A 13,596-nucleotide genomic window follows, 5' to 3' on the forward strand; every position below is an offset into this window, starting at 1 on the left:
CCAGGAGCCACACATGAGCGAGATGACGTTCCCCCTCCCCGATGTCGGCGAGGGACTGACCGAGGCGGAGATCGTCGCCTGGCACGTCGCTCCCGGTGACGCGGTCGCCCTCAACCAGGTGATCTGCGAGATCGAGACCGCGAAGTCCCTGGTCGAGCTCCCCTCGCCGTTCACCGGCACCGTCACCGAGGTGCTCGCCGAGGCGGGCCAGACCGTGCCGGTCGGCGATCCGATCCTGCGCGTGTCGGTGGCGGGCGACGACGGGGCGGCGCCCGCGCCGATCCCCGAGCCCGCGGAGTCGGAGGAGACCCGAGACGCCGTGGCCGACGCGGCGGGCTCGGTGGAGCACGAGGATGAGGGCGGGGCCGTGCTGGTGGGATACGGGACCGCCGGCGCGGTGAAGTCCCGCCGGCGTCGCGGCGGCGAGCCGCTGCTCGGGGGAGCGGCATCCGCCGTCGGTGCGGCGCCGTCGCTGCCCGTGGCCGAGGCGTCGCCCGTGATCGCGAAGCCGCCGATCCGCAAGCTCGCGAAGGACCTGGGCGTCGATCTCACGCAGCTGAGCGGCACCGGGATCGCCGGTGAGATCCTGCGCGACGACGTGGTGCGGCAGGCCTCGCAGGCGAGCGTCTTCCGCAATCTCTCGACGCCCGAGGCGCCGGAGGCCCGCGAGGAGCGCATCCCGCTCAAGGGCATGCGCAAGCAGATCGCGAAGGCGATGGTCACGAGCTCGACCGAGGCTCCGCACGTGAGCGTCTTCACCGAAGTCGACGCGACGCGCACGATGGAGTTCGTGAAGCGCTTGAAGGGCTCCACCGATTTCGCGGGCGTCAAGGTGTCGCCCCTGCTCATCTTCGCGAAGGCGATGCTGTGGGCGATCCGCCGCAATCCCCAGGTCAACTCCACGTTCACGGAGACCGAGATCATCCGTCACAACTTCGTGCACCTGGGGATCGCCGCCGCCACGCCGCGCGGCCTCATCGTGCCGAACATCAAAGAGGCGCAGGAGCTCAGCCTGCTCGACCTCGCGAAGGCGATCGAGCAGCTGACCATCACGGCGCGCGACGGCCGCACGCAGCCGGCCGAGATGCAGAACGGCACCATCACCATCACCAACATCGGCGTCTTCGGCATGGACTTCGGCACGCCGATCCTCAACCCCGGCGAGGTGGCGATCATGGCGATGGGCACGATCCGCGAGAAGCCCTGGGTGGTCGACGGCGAAGTGCGCCCGCGCATGGTGACGACCGTCGGCGGATCGTTCGATCACCGGGTGGTCGACGGCGACGTGATCTCGCGCTTCGTCGCCGATGTCGCCTCGGTGCTCGAGGAGCCCGCGCTGCTGCTGGATTGATCCGGCGCTCCGTTCGACTGGCCCGGCGCTGCCGGATTGCTCCGGCGCTGCCGGATTGCTCCGGCGCTGCCGTTCGACTGACCCGGGCCGCCGCGACCGCCCGCCGGCGCGGGCTACTCGGTCGCGGGTGCGCCGAGGTGCTGGGAGAGCTCGCGCGCAGCCCGGGCCACGTATACGCCGAGCGCGTCGAGGCGATGGCCGATGCGCACCTTGGGCGCGCTGACGTTGATGGCCGCCACGATGCGCCCGGTGAAGTCGACGACGGGGGCGGAGGCAGCGACGACTCCGATCTCCAGTTCTTCGTCCGAGGTGGCGTATCCGCGTTCCCGGATGTGCGAGAGCTCGACGAGGAGGGACTCCAGATCGGCGACCGGCGCCGTACCCGGGGGCGGCGTCTCCAGCAGCGGGAACCCCAGGGGCTCGGCGTCGGGGTTCAGCACGCCCACCAGGGCGTGATCCCTGCCGTGATCCCGGTACCAGTGCGTGAGGGAGGCTTCGTCCCAGTCGCTCAGCAGCACTCGGCCTGACGGCGTGCGCCAGGCCGCCGTGGTGATGCCCGCCCATCCCGTGGTGCGGACCTCGTGCGAACTCAGCTCGCTGAGCAGCGTGAGCACGTTTCCGCCCCGCAGCACGCAGAGGTGGCTGGTCTCGCGGGTGAGCTGAGTGAGCCGCCGCAGGTGCGCCCGCGACGCGTGGACGATGGCCGACGGGGCGCTGTAGGCGGCGAGCGCGTAGAGCCGGGCTCCGGGCAGGTAGCGCAGCGAAGCCTCGTCGCGTTCGACGAGACCGGCTTCGGCGAGCGTGGTGAGCGCGCGGGAGACGACGGCCTTGTCGCGTCCCAGGGACTGCGCCACCTGCGTGACTCCGAGGCCTGCGCTCCGGAACGATTCGGGCGATCCGAGCAGTTCGAGGATCTCGATGTCGCGCGTGAGGCCGGAGGAGTTGCGGCGGGGCGATGCGGCGGATGTCGGCGGGGTCATCTGAACAGTGTAAGCCCTATTGTTGCCATATTGACAATTGAGTATGTCGAAATGGTTACAGCGGGTAGCTTATGGGGCATTGTCCTCACACCGCCTCGACGATGAGACAGGAGAACGGTTCTTGACAGGTTTCGATTGGGAAGGGTTGCTCACCTTCCTCTCGCGTCGCTCCGACGACATCCTCGAGCTCACCCTCGACCACCTGGTGGTCGTGCTCATCTCCCTCGCCTTCGCGATGGTGATCGGGATCGGCCTGGGGATCCTGGTGCGCGGCCGCCGCTTCGCCCGGTCCGTCGTCCTCACCGCCTCGGCGGTCGCCATCACGATCCCCTCGCTCGCGCTGCTGGCGCTGCTGAGCCCCGTGCTCGGCCTGGGCTGGCTCCCCACCGTCGTCGCGCTCGTCTTCTACTCGCTGCTCCCCATCGTGCGCAACACCGTCGTGGGGCTGCGCGAGGTGCCGCTCCCCGTGCTCGAGGCCGCTCGCGGCGTCGGCATGGGGCCGGTGCGAGTGCTCTTCACGATCCAGCTGCCCGTCGCCTGGCCGGTGATCCTCACCGGCGTCCGCGTCGCCGCGCAGCTCACGGTCGGCATCGCCGCCATCGCCGCCTACGTCGCGGGTCCCGGTCTCGGCGAGTACATCTTCAAGGGCCTCTCATCGCTCGGCTCGAAGAACGCGCTGAACTACGCGCTCACCGGAACCGTGGTCGTCATCATCCTCGCCCTCGTCCTCGACGGCATCTTCGTCCTCATCGCCCGCTACACGACTTCAAGGGGTCTCCGTGCCTGAACTCACCACCAACACCGGCGTCATCTCCTCGCTCGCCGCTCAGCAGGGCGGCGTCGACATCGAACTCGATCACATCACCAAGCACTACCCCGGGCAGCAGGTCCCCGCGGTCGAGGACTTCTCGATGCGCATCGAGCCCGGCGAGCTCGTCATGTTCGTCGGCCCCAGCGGCTGCGGCAAGACGACGACCATGAAGATGATCAACCGGATCATCGAGCCGACCTCCGGCTCGATCCGGATCAACGGCGACGACGTGCTCTCGCTCGACGGCAACGAGCTGCGCCGCCACATCGGATACGTGATCCAGCAGATCGGTCTCTTCCCGCACTTCACGATCGCCGACAACATCGCGGTCGTGCCGAAGCTGCTCGGCTGGTCGAAGCAGCGCACCGCCGAGCGCGTCGACGAGCTGCTGCGCACCGTGCAGCTCGATCCCGCCGTCTTCGCCGACCGCTTCCCGCGCCAGCTCTCGGGCGGACAGCAGCAGCGGGTCGGCGTGGCGCGCGCGCTCGCCGCGGACCCGCCCGTGATGCTCATGGACGAACCGTTCGGCGCCACCGACCCGATCACGCGGGAGAAGCTGCAGGCCGAGTTCCTCCGACTGCAGGCCGACATCGGCAAGACGATCATCTTCGTCACGCACGACTTCGAAGAGGCCATCCGGATGGGGGACCGCATCGCGGTGCTGAGCGAGCGCAGCCAGATCGAGCAGTTCGACACCCCCGCGAACGTGCTCGCCGCCCCGGCGAACGACTACGTGACCTCGTTCATCGGGCAGGGCGCCGCCCTCAAGCGGCTCGCGCTGATCCCCGTGAACGGTGCGCGGTTCGGCCCGGCGGACGCGAGCGCCCCTTCGATCACGATCTCGCCGGACGACTCGCTGCGCGAGGCCCTCGACCTCCTCGTGCTCACCGGCGCACCCCGCATCAACGTCGCCGACGGGGAGCGGGCCGTCGGCTCCCTCGACCTCGCGGCGATCTCGGCCGTGCTGGGCGCGGAGGTCCCCGCCCCGCAGGGGACCGGGGAGCGGTCATGACCGCCCAGCAGATCACCCCGTCGCCCACCACGCTGATCACGACGGCGGACGGGACCGAACGGCGTCGGGGCATGCCTCCTGTGCTGCGCCGCCTCATGCCCCTCATCGTCGTGGCCGCCGTGCTGCTCGCGACCTACCTCTGGATCGCCGCCCTCGAGCTCGACTCCATCGAGCAGCGCACGCTCAACAGCGGCTACATCATCGCCCGCATCGGCGAGCACCTGACGCTGTCGGTCGTCGCCGCGGTGCTGGTGGCCGTACTCGCGATCCCGGCGGGCATCGCGGTCAGCCGCTCGAAGTCCCGGGTCTTCACCGGCATCGTCATCGGTCTCGCCAACATCGGACAGGCCACGCCCGCGATCGGTGTGGTGATCCTGCTCGCCATCCTGTGGCAGACGGGCTTCGCCACCGCCCTCGTGGCGCTCGTGGTCTACTCCTTCCTCCCGGTGCTGCGCAACACCATCACGGGTATCGCCCAGGTGGACCCCAACGTGCGCGAGTCGGCCAAGGGCATGGGGATGACCTCGGCCCAGGTGCTGCGCCGCATCGAACTGCCGCTCGCCTCGCCGGTGATCCTCGCCGGCCTGCGCACCGCGCTCGTCTTCGCGGTGGGTGTCGCGACCGTAGCCACCTTCATCAACGCCGGCGGTCTCGGCGACATGATCGTCAATGGCCTCAAGCTACAGCGCTATCCCGTGCTCGTCGTCGGCGCGGTACTGGTCGCGAGCATCGCGGTACTCATCGACTGGGCCGCCGGCCTGGTCGAGGAAGCCGTCCGCCCCCGCGGCCTGTAGGCCCCGCTCCGTCATCAACCTCTGATCCACACCGAAAGGGAACCACCATGCACGCACGAAAAGCCGCAACTCTCGCCTTCGCCGCCCTCGCGGCGGGGTCGCTCGTCCTGACCGGATGCTCCTCGGGCGGCTCGGGAGGCGGATCCTCCGCGAGCGACGAGCTCTCGGGGCTCACAGGCGAGATCGGCTCGAAGGACTTCTCGGAGCAGTACATCCTCGCCCACATCACCACCGAGCTGCTCAACGCGCACGGGGCCGATGTCACCGCGAACACCAAGCTCGTCGGCTCGGCCAACGTGCGCCAGGCGCTCGAGAACGACCAGTTCCTCGGCTACTGGGAGTACACCGGCACCGCGTGGATCACCTACAACGGCAACACCGAGCCGGTGCAGGGCGCCGAGGCGCAGTTCGACGCCGTGCGAGAGGCCGACGCCGAGAACGGGATCGCCTGGCTCGATCCCGCTCCGTTCAACAACACCTACGCCTTCGCCATCCGCCAGAGCGAGGCCGATGCGCTCGGTGTACAGTCGCTCAGCGACGTCGCGGAGCTGCCGAGCGCCGATCAGACCTTCTGCATCGAGAGCGAGTTCTCGACTCGCGACGACGGCTGGCCGGGGCTGAAGGCCGCGTACGGCTTCGACGCACCCGACTCCAACGTCACTATGCTCGACACGGGCGTGATCTACACCGCGACCGAGAAGGGCGACGACTGCAACTTCGGCGAGGTGTTCCAGACTGACGGCCGCATCCCCGCGCTGAACCTCGTGGTGATGGAGGACGACCTCGAGTTCTTCCCCAGCTACCAGGGCGGCTTCACGCTCAAGCAGTCGACGCTCGACGAGTACCCGGCGATCGCCGACGTCATGGACCTCGTCAGCCCGCTGCTCACCACCGAGGAGATGCAGCGCCTCAACGCGCTCGTCGACGTCGAGGGCGAGGATCCCGAGGACGTCGCCATCGAGTGGCTCGAAGAGCAGGAGCTCATCTGATGACGGGATCCGCGCAGCAGCCGGCGCAGTCCGTGCAGGCGCAGTCCGTGCAGGTCGGCGAGAGCTTCGTCGGCGACGGCGTCAACGCCGCGCACATCAACACGGTGCTCGGCCACCGCGACGGACCCGCCGGGGTGGCGTGGGCTACGGCTCTCGCCACCCCGAGCCAGGGGCACGTGCCCTTCATGGCCGTGCTGCGGCCGTCGCTCCCGGTGAAGCCGCTGACCCTGTTCGTCACCAAGGCCGCACCCGCGAGCGACGAGCACGGCACCCACATCTGGGGTCCGGCGCAGGCCGGCGTCGCGGCCGGTGTCGCCGACGCGGTGGCCGAGGGATCGATCCCCGCCGAGGCGGCCGACACGCACGCGCTCGTCGCCGCTGTGTGGGTGAACCCCGGCGCCGACGACGCCGAGGCCGTGTACGCCAACAACCGCGAGGCCACCCGCACCGCGCTGCGCAACGGCGCCGCCTCACTCCCCGGGCTCGACGAGGTGCTCGAAGCCCGACACCGTCCCTCCAACCCCTTCTTCACTCCGAAAGCAGCCAGCGAAGCATGACCACCACCACCCAGCCCACCGTCGGGTTCATCGGACTCGGCAGCATGGGCTCAGGCATGACGAGGAACCTGCAGGCCGCGGGCTTCCCCCTCGTCGTCACCGACATCCGGCGCGAGGCCGCCGACGCCCTGGTCGCGGGCGGCGCCCGCTGGGTCGGCACCGCGGCCGAGGTCGCCGCGGCGAGCGACGTCGTCATCACGATGCTGCCCACGCCCCGGCACGTCGCCGAGGTCGCGAGCGGCCCTGACGGCATCCTCGCCGGCATCGCAGACGGCGGCACCTGGGTGGACATGTCGACCTCGGTGCCCGAGGTGACCGAGCGCATCCGCGCCGAGCACACCGCGCGCGGGCTGCGCATCCTCGACGCGCCCGTGAGCGGCATGTCGGTGGGCGCCGCGAACGGGATGCTGCAGATCTTCGTGGGCGGCGAGGCCGAGGACGTGGCCCGGCTGCGGCCCGTGTTCGAGGCGATGGGGGATCCGGATCGGATCCTGCACGTCGGCGGCGCCGGCGCCGGCTACGCCGTGAAGCTCATGATCAACCAGCTGTGGTTCTCGCACCTGGTCGCCACGGCCGAGGTGCTCTCGATCGGCGTCAAGGCCGGCGTCGGCCTCGGCGTGCTGCGCGACTCGCTGATCGCGAGCCCCGCGAACAGCACCTTCGTCGAGCGCGACGTGCTCTCGATCCTGAATGACGGCGACTACGACGAGGGCTTCGCCATCGCGCTCGCCTGCAAGGACCTGGGCCTGTCGGTGGATCTCGCCCGCTCGGTGGGCATGCCCGCCGAGGTCTCCTCCCTGGTCGAGCAGGTGTTCCGCAGGGCGCGGGCCAGCTACGGCGACCGCGCCGGTGAGATGACGCCATTCAAGCTCTACGAGGATCTGCTCGGCCGGCCGCTGCGGCTGGGGGCGGACGCATGAGCGGGGCGAGTGCCGTGAGCGCCGGCGAGCGCGCCCTGCTGGAGCGCGTGCCGACCCGGCTCCTCATCGCCGGGGAGTGGCGCGACGGATCCGCGGGGGCCGAGTTCGCCGTCACCGATCCCGCGACGGGCGAGACGCTCGCCCTGGTGGCGGACGCGACGCCCGAGGACGGCGAGGCGGCGCTCGCCGCTGCCGACGCCGCGCAGGAGGCCTGGGCCGCCACCGCCCCGCGGGCGCGCGCCGAGATCCTGCGTCGCGCGTTCGACCTCGTCACCGAGCGGGCCGACGATTTCGCGCTGCTGATGACCCTCGAGATGGGCAAACCGCTCGCCGAATCGCGCGCCGAGGTCGCCTACGGCGCCGAGTTTCTGCGCTGGTTCTCGGAGGAGGCGCCACGGATCTCCGGTCGCTACGCGACCGCGCCCGACGGGAAAAACCGACTGCTCGTGGCCAAGCGCCCCGTGGGGCCGTGCCTGTTCATCACGCCCTGGAACTTCCCCCTCGCGATGGCGACGCGCAAGATCGCGCCGGCGCTCGCCGCGGGCTGCACCTCGGTGCTGAAGCCGGCAGCGCTCACGCCGCTGACGGCGCTGCTGCTCGGCGAGGTGCTGGTCGAGGCGGGCGTGCCGGCAGGGGTCGTGAACCTCCTCCCGACCTCGCGGGCCGGCGCCGTCACCGGGCCGCTGCTGAAGGATCACCGGCTGCGGAAGCTTTCCTTCACCGGCTCGACCGAGGTGGGCAGGCGGCTCATCGCCGACGCGGCGGATCAGGTGCTCCGCGTCTCGATGGAACTCGGGGGCAACGCGCCCTTCCTGGTCTTCGAGGACGCCGACGTCGACGCGGCCGTCGAGGGCGCCCTGCTCGCCAAGCTGCGCAACGGCGGCGAGGCGTGCGTCGCGGCCAACCGCTTCCTCGTGCACAAGAGCGTGGCCGCGGAGTTCTCGGAGAAGCTCGTCGCACGGATGCGCGGGTACGTGCTCGCGCGCGGCACCGAGCCGGACGCCACGCTCGGCCCGCTGGTCGACGCCGCGACGCGCGACAAGGTCGCTGCGCTCGTGGCCGAGGCGCAGGAGGACGGGGCGACGCTGGTGCTCGGCGGGGAGGCCCCGGACGGACCCGGCTACTTCTACCCCGCCACGGTGCTCAAGGACGTGCCGCGGGAGGCGCGGATCCTGCGCGAGGAGATCTTCGGCCCCGTCGCTCCGATCGTCACCTTCGACACGGAGGACGAGGCCGTGCGGCTCGCCAACGCGAGCGAGTTCGGGCTGGTGTGCTTCGCGTACACGCGCGACCTGAACCGCGCGCTGCGGCTCGCGGAGCGGCTCGACACGGGCATGTTCGGCCTGAACACCGGCATCGTCTCGAACCCCGCCGCGCCCTTCGGCGGGGTGAAGCAGTCGGGCCTCGGTCGCGAGGGCGGCTTCGAGGGCATCGAGGAGTACCTCGAGACCCGCTACATCGGCATCTCCGATCCCTTCGCTCGAACCGACCGCACAGTTTCGAAGGAGCTGGATTGAACATCACAGATTTCTCCCTGGAGCTCTTCTCCCTGGAGGGGAAGCGCGCGATCGTCACGGGAGGGAACACCGGGCTCGGGCAGGGATTTGCGCTCGCGCTCGCGAAGGCCGGCGCTGACGTCTTCGTGCCCGGCCTCTTCTCCGACGGGGGCGAGACCGCCGCGCTCGTGCGGGCGGAGGGCCGCCGCTACGAGGAGATCACGGTCGACATCACCCGGGCCGGTGCGCCCGCCGAGGCCGTCGCCGCCTGCGCCGAAGCGCTCGGCGGGGTAGACATCCTCGTGAACTCTGCGGGCATCAGCCGGATCGCCGACGTCGCCGAGTTCGATCGGGAGCAGTGGGATCCGATGGTCGCGGTGAACCTGACCGCCGCGTTCGAGATGGGCCACGAAGCGGCCAAGCGCATGATCGCGCAGGGCTCGGGCAAGATCATCAACGTCGCCTCGCTCTTCGCGTTCCTCGGCGGTCTCGGATCCCCGGCCTACGCCGCGACCAAGCACGGCATCGTCGGCTTTACCAAGGCCTACGCCGACGAGCTGGGCCCGCACGGGATCCAGGTCAACGCGATCGCCCCCGGCTACTTCGCGACCCCCATCACCGAGCAGACCCGCACGGACCCCGAGCGCAACCGCCGGGTGCTCGAGCACACGCCCGCCGGGAGGTGGGGGGACATCGCCGACCTGATGGGCGCGACCGTGTTCCTCGCCAGCCGGGCCTCCGACTACGTCAACGGCCACGTGCTGACCGTCGACGGCGGCTACCTCGTCCGCTGAACGATCATGCCGAAACTGACCGTGCCGACCGCTGCTCGTCATTCTGCGCGCAGTCGCAGAATCCATCATGTGGATCCTGCGACTCGTTCCTCGCGCAGGATGACCGGGTAGGCATCTCGGCGCAAGATCCCACGAACCTCAACGAAAGAACAGGATCCTCATTCCCATGGTTGCATCACGATCGGACCTCAGCCGATCCGACATCGTCTCCGCACTGCACGATCTCGTCGGCGAGGCGCAGGTCGTCACCAACGCGCAGGAGCTGCGCGAGGCGAGCGTCGACCGATTCAAGAAGTACAGCGCCGTGCACGGCATCTACGACGGCCCGATCCCCGCGGCCATCGTCACGGCGCGCTCCACCGAGGACGTGGTGAAGGTGCTGGCCTTCGCCGATGCGCACCTCGTGAACGTGGTACCCCGCACGGGTCGCACCGCGACCGAGGGCGGGCTCGAGACCATCGTCGAGGACTCCATCGTGCTCGACGGCTCGCAGATGAATGCGATCCTCAGGATCGATCCCGTCGACATGATGGCGACCGTGCAGTGCGGCGTGCCGCTGCAGGTGCTCGAGGACACGCTGCGCGCGCAGGGCCTCACCACCGGGCACTCGCCGCAGTCGAAGCCGATCGCACAGATGGGCGGCCTCGTCGCGACGCGCTCGATCGGACAGTTCTCGACCCTCTACGGCGGCATCGAGGACATGGTGGTCGGCCTCGAGGCGGTGTTCCCCGGCGGCGGCGTCAGCCGCATCAAGAACGTGCCGCGCCGCGCCGCGGGCCCCGACATCCGCCACATCGCGATCGGCAACGAGGGCGCGCTGTGCTTCATCACCGAGGTGACGGTAAAGCTCTTCGCGTTCCAGCCGGAGAACCACCGCTTCCTCGGCTACCTCGTCGATTCGCTTCCCGCCGGTGTCGACGGCCTGCGCCGGATCATCACCGAGGGCTACCGCCCCTCGGTCGCGCGCGCCTACTCCGAGGAGGATGCGGCGCAGCACTTCGCCCACTTCGCCGGCGGCAGGTCGGTCGTCGTGGTCGTCGCCGAGGGGCCGCGCGGCGTCGCGGACGCCACCGCCGAGGGCGTCGAGCGGATCTTCGCCGACATCCCGCACGAGCGCGTCGATCCCGCGCTCATCGAGGAGTGGTTCGACGGACTGAACTGGGGCCAGGACAAGATCGACGCCGAGAAGCGCACGATGCTGGAGCAGGCGCACCTCGGGTACACGACCGAGGTGTCGATCGACTGGTCCAGCGTCGAGGAGCTCTTCGAATCGGTGATGCGCCGCGCGCGCACCGAGTTCCCGCGCGCCGCCGACCTCACCATGCTCGGCGCGCACTCCTCGCACAGCTACCAGACCGGCACCAACCTCTACTTCGTCTACGACTACAACATCGACTGCGACCCGCGCGACGAGATCACCGAGTACCACGAGCCGCTCAACGCGATCGTGGTCGAGGAGGCGCTGCGGCTCGGCGGCTCGATGGTGCACCACCACGGTATCGGCAAGTACCGCACGCCGTGGACGCTCGAGGAGCACGGCAGCGCCTACCCGATGCTCGAGGTGCTCAAGCGCGGCTTCGATCCGAACGGGATCATGAACCGGGGCACGATCTACCCCGTCGCCGCGGCGGAGTGAGCGGGGCGCGGATGGCGGCGTATGTGATCGCGGTCGACAACGGCTCGCAGAGCACGAAGGTCTCGATCTTCGACGCCGAGGGGGCCGTGCACGCGAGCGCCCGCGTGGCGCTGCGGCCGTACGACTCTCCGGCGCCCGGCCGTTGGGAGCACCCGGACGACGACCTCTGGACCTCGATCGTCGCCGCCATCCGCGAGGCGCTCGCCCGATTCGACGGCGATGCCTCCGAGATCCGGGCGCTCGGCCTCTGCACGATCCGGTTCTGCCGCGCCGTGCTGCGCGCCGACGGCAGTCTCGCCCAGCCCGTGATGAGCTGGATGGACGAGCGGGTGTCGCGGGCCTACGAGGCCGAGGCTCCCGAGGCGCGCTACGTCACGACCTCCTCGGGGTACATCGCGCACCGCCTCACCGGCCGCTTCCGTGACACGGCGGGCAACTATCAGGGCGTATGGCCGATTGATCCCGAGCGCTGGGACTGGAGCGAGGATCCCGGTGCGTACGTGCGCACGGGTATGCGCCGCGAGCAGCTCTTCGAACTGGTGGAGCCGGGTGCCGTGCTCGGCGGGGTGACCTCCGCTGCGGCCGCCGAGACGGGGCTGCCGCAGGGGCTGCCGGTGATCGCGACCTCCAACGACAAGGCCGTGGAGGCGCTGGGCGCCGGCTTGAGGTCGGACCGCGAGGCGCTGCTGTCGCTCGGCACCTACGTCTCGGTGATGATGACGGGCACGAGGCAGCAGACGTCGCCGGAGCACGCGTACTGGGTCAACTTCGGGGCCGATCCAGAGCACTACCTCCTCGAGAGCGCCGGGGTGCGTCGCGGCATGTGGACGGTGAGCTGGTTCCGCGATCTGGTGTCGGGGATGACGGAGGACGAGCTCGGACGCGGCGCGGAATCGGTGCCGCCGGGCGCCGATGGACTGGTGGTTTCGCTCGATTGGCTCGCACCCGACGACGAGCCGCATCGCCGAGGAGCGATCGTCGGCTTCAACGGTACCCAGGGTCGTTTCCACGTGTATCGCGCGATCCTCGAGGCGCTCGCCATCACGATGGCCGACAACTGCGAGCGGATGGCCGAGGAGCTGGAGCGCCGGCTCGAGGGGGTCGTGGTGACGGGCGGCGGCGCCGCTTCCGAGCTGATGCTCTCGGTGCTCGCCGCCGTGTTCGGCGTGCCCGTACGTCGTCCCGAGTTCACGGATGCGGCCGGGGTCGGGGCGGCGATCGCGGCCGCCGTCGCCGTTGGAATGCACGCCGACTGGGACCGGGCGGTCGCCGCGATGGTGCGCCCGGGGGAGAAGGTGGAGCCGGATCCCGCGCTCGTCGACGCCTATCTCGACGTGCGCGAGCGCTACGCGCGCGTGGTGCCTCGCGTTCGTGCGCTCTTCGCGGAGGGCTGACACGGGAAAGGCCCGCCCCGGCGAACCGGAGCGGGCCGCTCTCGCGCGCTGCGAAACGAGGGGTCAGGCCCCCGCTGCGCCGGCCTTGAGCTTGTCGTGCGTGTTGAGCGCGCGGAAGGCGAGCGCCGCAAGCGCGCCGCCGACGAGCGGGGCGAGGAAGTAGAGCCAGAGGTTCGACCAGGCGAAGTCGCCGTGCACGGCCAGGCCGAGCGCCACCGCCGGATTGAAGCCGCCGCCCGAGATCGGGCCGACCGTGAACGCCCCGACAACGACGACCGATCCGATCGCGAGTCCGTAGAACGAGTTGCCCTCGGTGTCCTTCGACGTCGCGACGTTGAGCACGACGTAGACGAGGATGAAGGTGAAGAGCGCCTCGACGAGGAAGGACGGGCCGGCTTCGATCGCCACCGCCGCGTCGGGCGCCGCGAAGATGAGGCCCGCGACGAGTGCGCCGAGTGCGCCGCCGACGAGCTGGGCGATGACGTAGGCGACGAAGTCGCCGGCGCTCAGGGCACCGCGCATCCATGCGCCGAGCGAGACGGCCGGGTTGAGGTGTGCGCCGGAGAGGTGCCCGGTCGCGTAGATCAGCACCATCAGGGCGAAGCCGATGGCGAGGGGCGCGAAATCGCCGGCGTTGTTGATCGCTGCGACGATGGCGAAGACGAACAGGAATGTCGCAAGGGCCTCGGCGACCGCATTCCGCACGGTACCAGTCATGTCGACTCTCTTTCTTGGAGCATCGGAACTTCTTTGATGGTGTCCATTATGTCAAAGCGGTGGATCGGAGCCAGGAGGGATATGCGGTGCGGCCCCGACGCCCGCTTCGGCGGGCGGGGCTCGGATTCGGCGTCGCGCGCACCTC

General features: G+C 70.1%; 13 protein-coding genes. 11 read left to right on the plus strand and 2 right to left on the minus strand.

Features of this window, described 5'->3' with window-relative positions; genetic code table 11:
- Positions 1–13 precede the first annotated feature (13 nt).
- Complete coding sequence (locus EVS81_RS09090) at positions 14–1,351, plus strand: dihydrolipoamide acetyltransferase family protein (RefSeq protein WP_130110106.1); 1,338 nt, start codon at positions 14–16, stop codon at positions 1,349–1,351.
- Positions 1,352–1,464: 113 nt separating this feature from the next.
- Here the strand turns inward: EVS81_RS09090 and EVS81_RS09095 are convergent, their stop codons facing one another.
- Positions 1,465–2,331: an IclR family transcriptional regulator gene (locus tag EVS81_RS09095; protein WP_130110107.1), complete on the minus strand. Its 867-nt coding sequence runs from the start codon at positions 2,329–2,331 to the stop codon at positions 1,465–1,467.
- Between the two features lie 121 nt (positions 2,332–2,452).
- On the opposite strand from EVS81_RS09095, the gene EVS81_RS09100 reads away from it, so the two are divergent.
- The 10 genes from EVS81_RS09100 to EVS81_RS09145 all read left to right on the plus strand — a co-directional run bounded on the left by EVS81_RS09100 (position 2,453) and on the right by EVS81_RS09145 (position 12,734).
- Complete coding sequence (locus EVS81_RS09100) at positions 2,453–3,118, plus strand: ABC transporter permease (RefSeq protein WP_240739792.1); 666 nt, start codon at positions 2,453–2,455, stop codon at positions 3,116–3,118.
- A complete protein-coding gene (locus EVS81_RS09105) occupies positions 3,111–4,154 on the plus strand; it encodes an ABC transporter ATP-binding protein (RefSeq protein WP_205879306.1) in 1,044 nt (347 codons plus the stop codon). Before EVS81_RS09100 ends, EVS81_RS09105 begins: the two co-directional genes overlap by 8 nt.
- Positions 4,151–4,948: an ABC transporter permease gene (locus EVS81_RS09110; RefSeq protein ID WP_130110109.1), complete on the plus strand. Its 798-nt coding sequence runs from the start codon at positions 4,151–4,153 to the stop codon at positions 4,946–4,948. Before EVS81_RS09105 ends, EVS81_RS09110 begins: the two co-directional genes overlap by 4 nt.
- A gap of 47 nt (positions 4,949–4,995) precedes the next feature.
- Positions 4,996–5,937 (plus strand): glycine betaine ABC transporter substrate-binding protein, encoded by a 942-nt coding sequence (locus EVS81_RS09115; RefSeq protein ID WP_130110110.1) that lies wholly within the window; start codon positions 4,996–4,998, stop codon positions 5,935–5,937.
- Entirely contained in the window at positions 5,937–6,494 is a 558-nt protein-coding gene (fae, locus tag EVS81_RS09120; RefSeq protein WP_130110111.1) for a formaldehyde-activating enzyme, read from the plus strand. Before EVS81_RS09115 ends, fae begins: the two co-directional genes overlap by 1 nt.
- Positions 6,491–7,414 carry an NAD(P)-dependent oxidoreductase gene (locus EVS81_RS09125; RefSeq protein WP_130110112.1) on the plus strand — a complete coding sequence of 308 codons (924 nt, stop codon included), beginning with the start codon at positions 6,491–6,493 and terminating at the stop codon, positions 7,412–7,414. The genes fae and EVS81_RS09125 overlap by 4 nt, the downstream gene beginning before the upstream one ends.
- Positions 7,411–8,931, plus strand: a complete 1,521-nt coding sequence (locus tag EVS81_RS09130) for an NAD-dependent succinate-semialdehyde dehydrogenase (protein ID WP_130110113.1) — start codon at positions 7,411–7,413, stop codon at positions 8,929–8,931. The genes EVS81_RS09125 and EVS81_RS09130 overlap by 4 nt, the downstream gene beginning before the upstream one ends.
- Complete coding sequence (locus tag EVS81_RS09135) at positions 8,928–9,704, plus strand: SDR family oxidoreductase (protein ID WP_130110114.1); 777 nt, start codon at positions 8,928–8,930, stop codon at positions 9,702–9,704. The genes EVS81_RS09130 and EVS81_RS09135 overlap by 4 nt, the downstream gene beginning before the upstream one ends.
- Before the next feature lie 166 nt (positions 9,705–9,870).
- Positions 9,871–11,340, plus strand: coding sequence for an FAD-binding oxidoreductase (locus tag EVS81_RS09140; RefSeq protein WP_130110115.1), 1,470 nt, complete (start codon positions 9,871–9,873; stop codon positions 11,338–11,340).
- An 11-nt stretch (positions 11,341–11,351) separates the two neighbouring features.
- On the plus strand, positions 11,352–12,734 hold the full coding sequence (locus tag EVS81_RS09145) for an FGGY-family carbohydrate kinase (RefSeq protein WP_130110116.1): 1,383 nt from the start codon (positions 11,352–11,354) through the stop codon (positions 12,732–12,734).
- Positions 12,735–12,797: 63 nt separating this feature from the next.
- Here the strand turns inward: EVS81_RS09145 and EVS81_RS09150 are convergent, their stop codons facing one another.
- Positions 12,798–13,451 carry an MIP/aquaporin family protein gene (locus tag EVS81_RS09150; RefSeq protein WP_130110117.1) on the minus strand — a complete coding sequence of 218 codons (654 nt, stop codon included), beginning with the start codon at positions 13,449–13,451 and terminating at the stop codon, positions 12,798–12,800.
- Positions 13,452–13,596: the final 145 nt, after the last annotated feature.

It is taken from the genome of Leucobacter triazinivorans (assembly GCF_004208635.1).
Lineage (GTDB): Bacteria > Actinomycetota > Actinomycetes > Actinomycetales > Microbacteriaceae > Leucobacter > Leucobacter triazinivorans.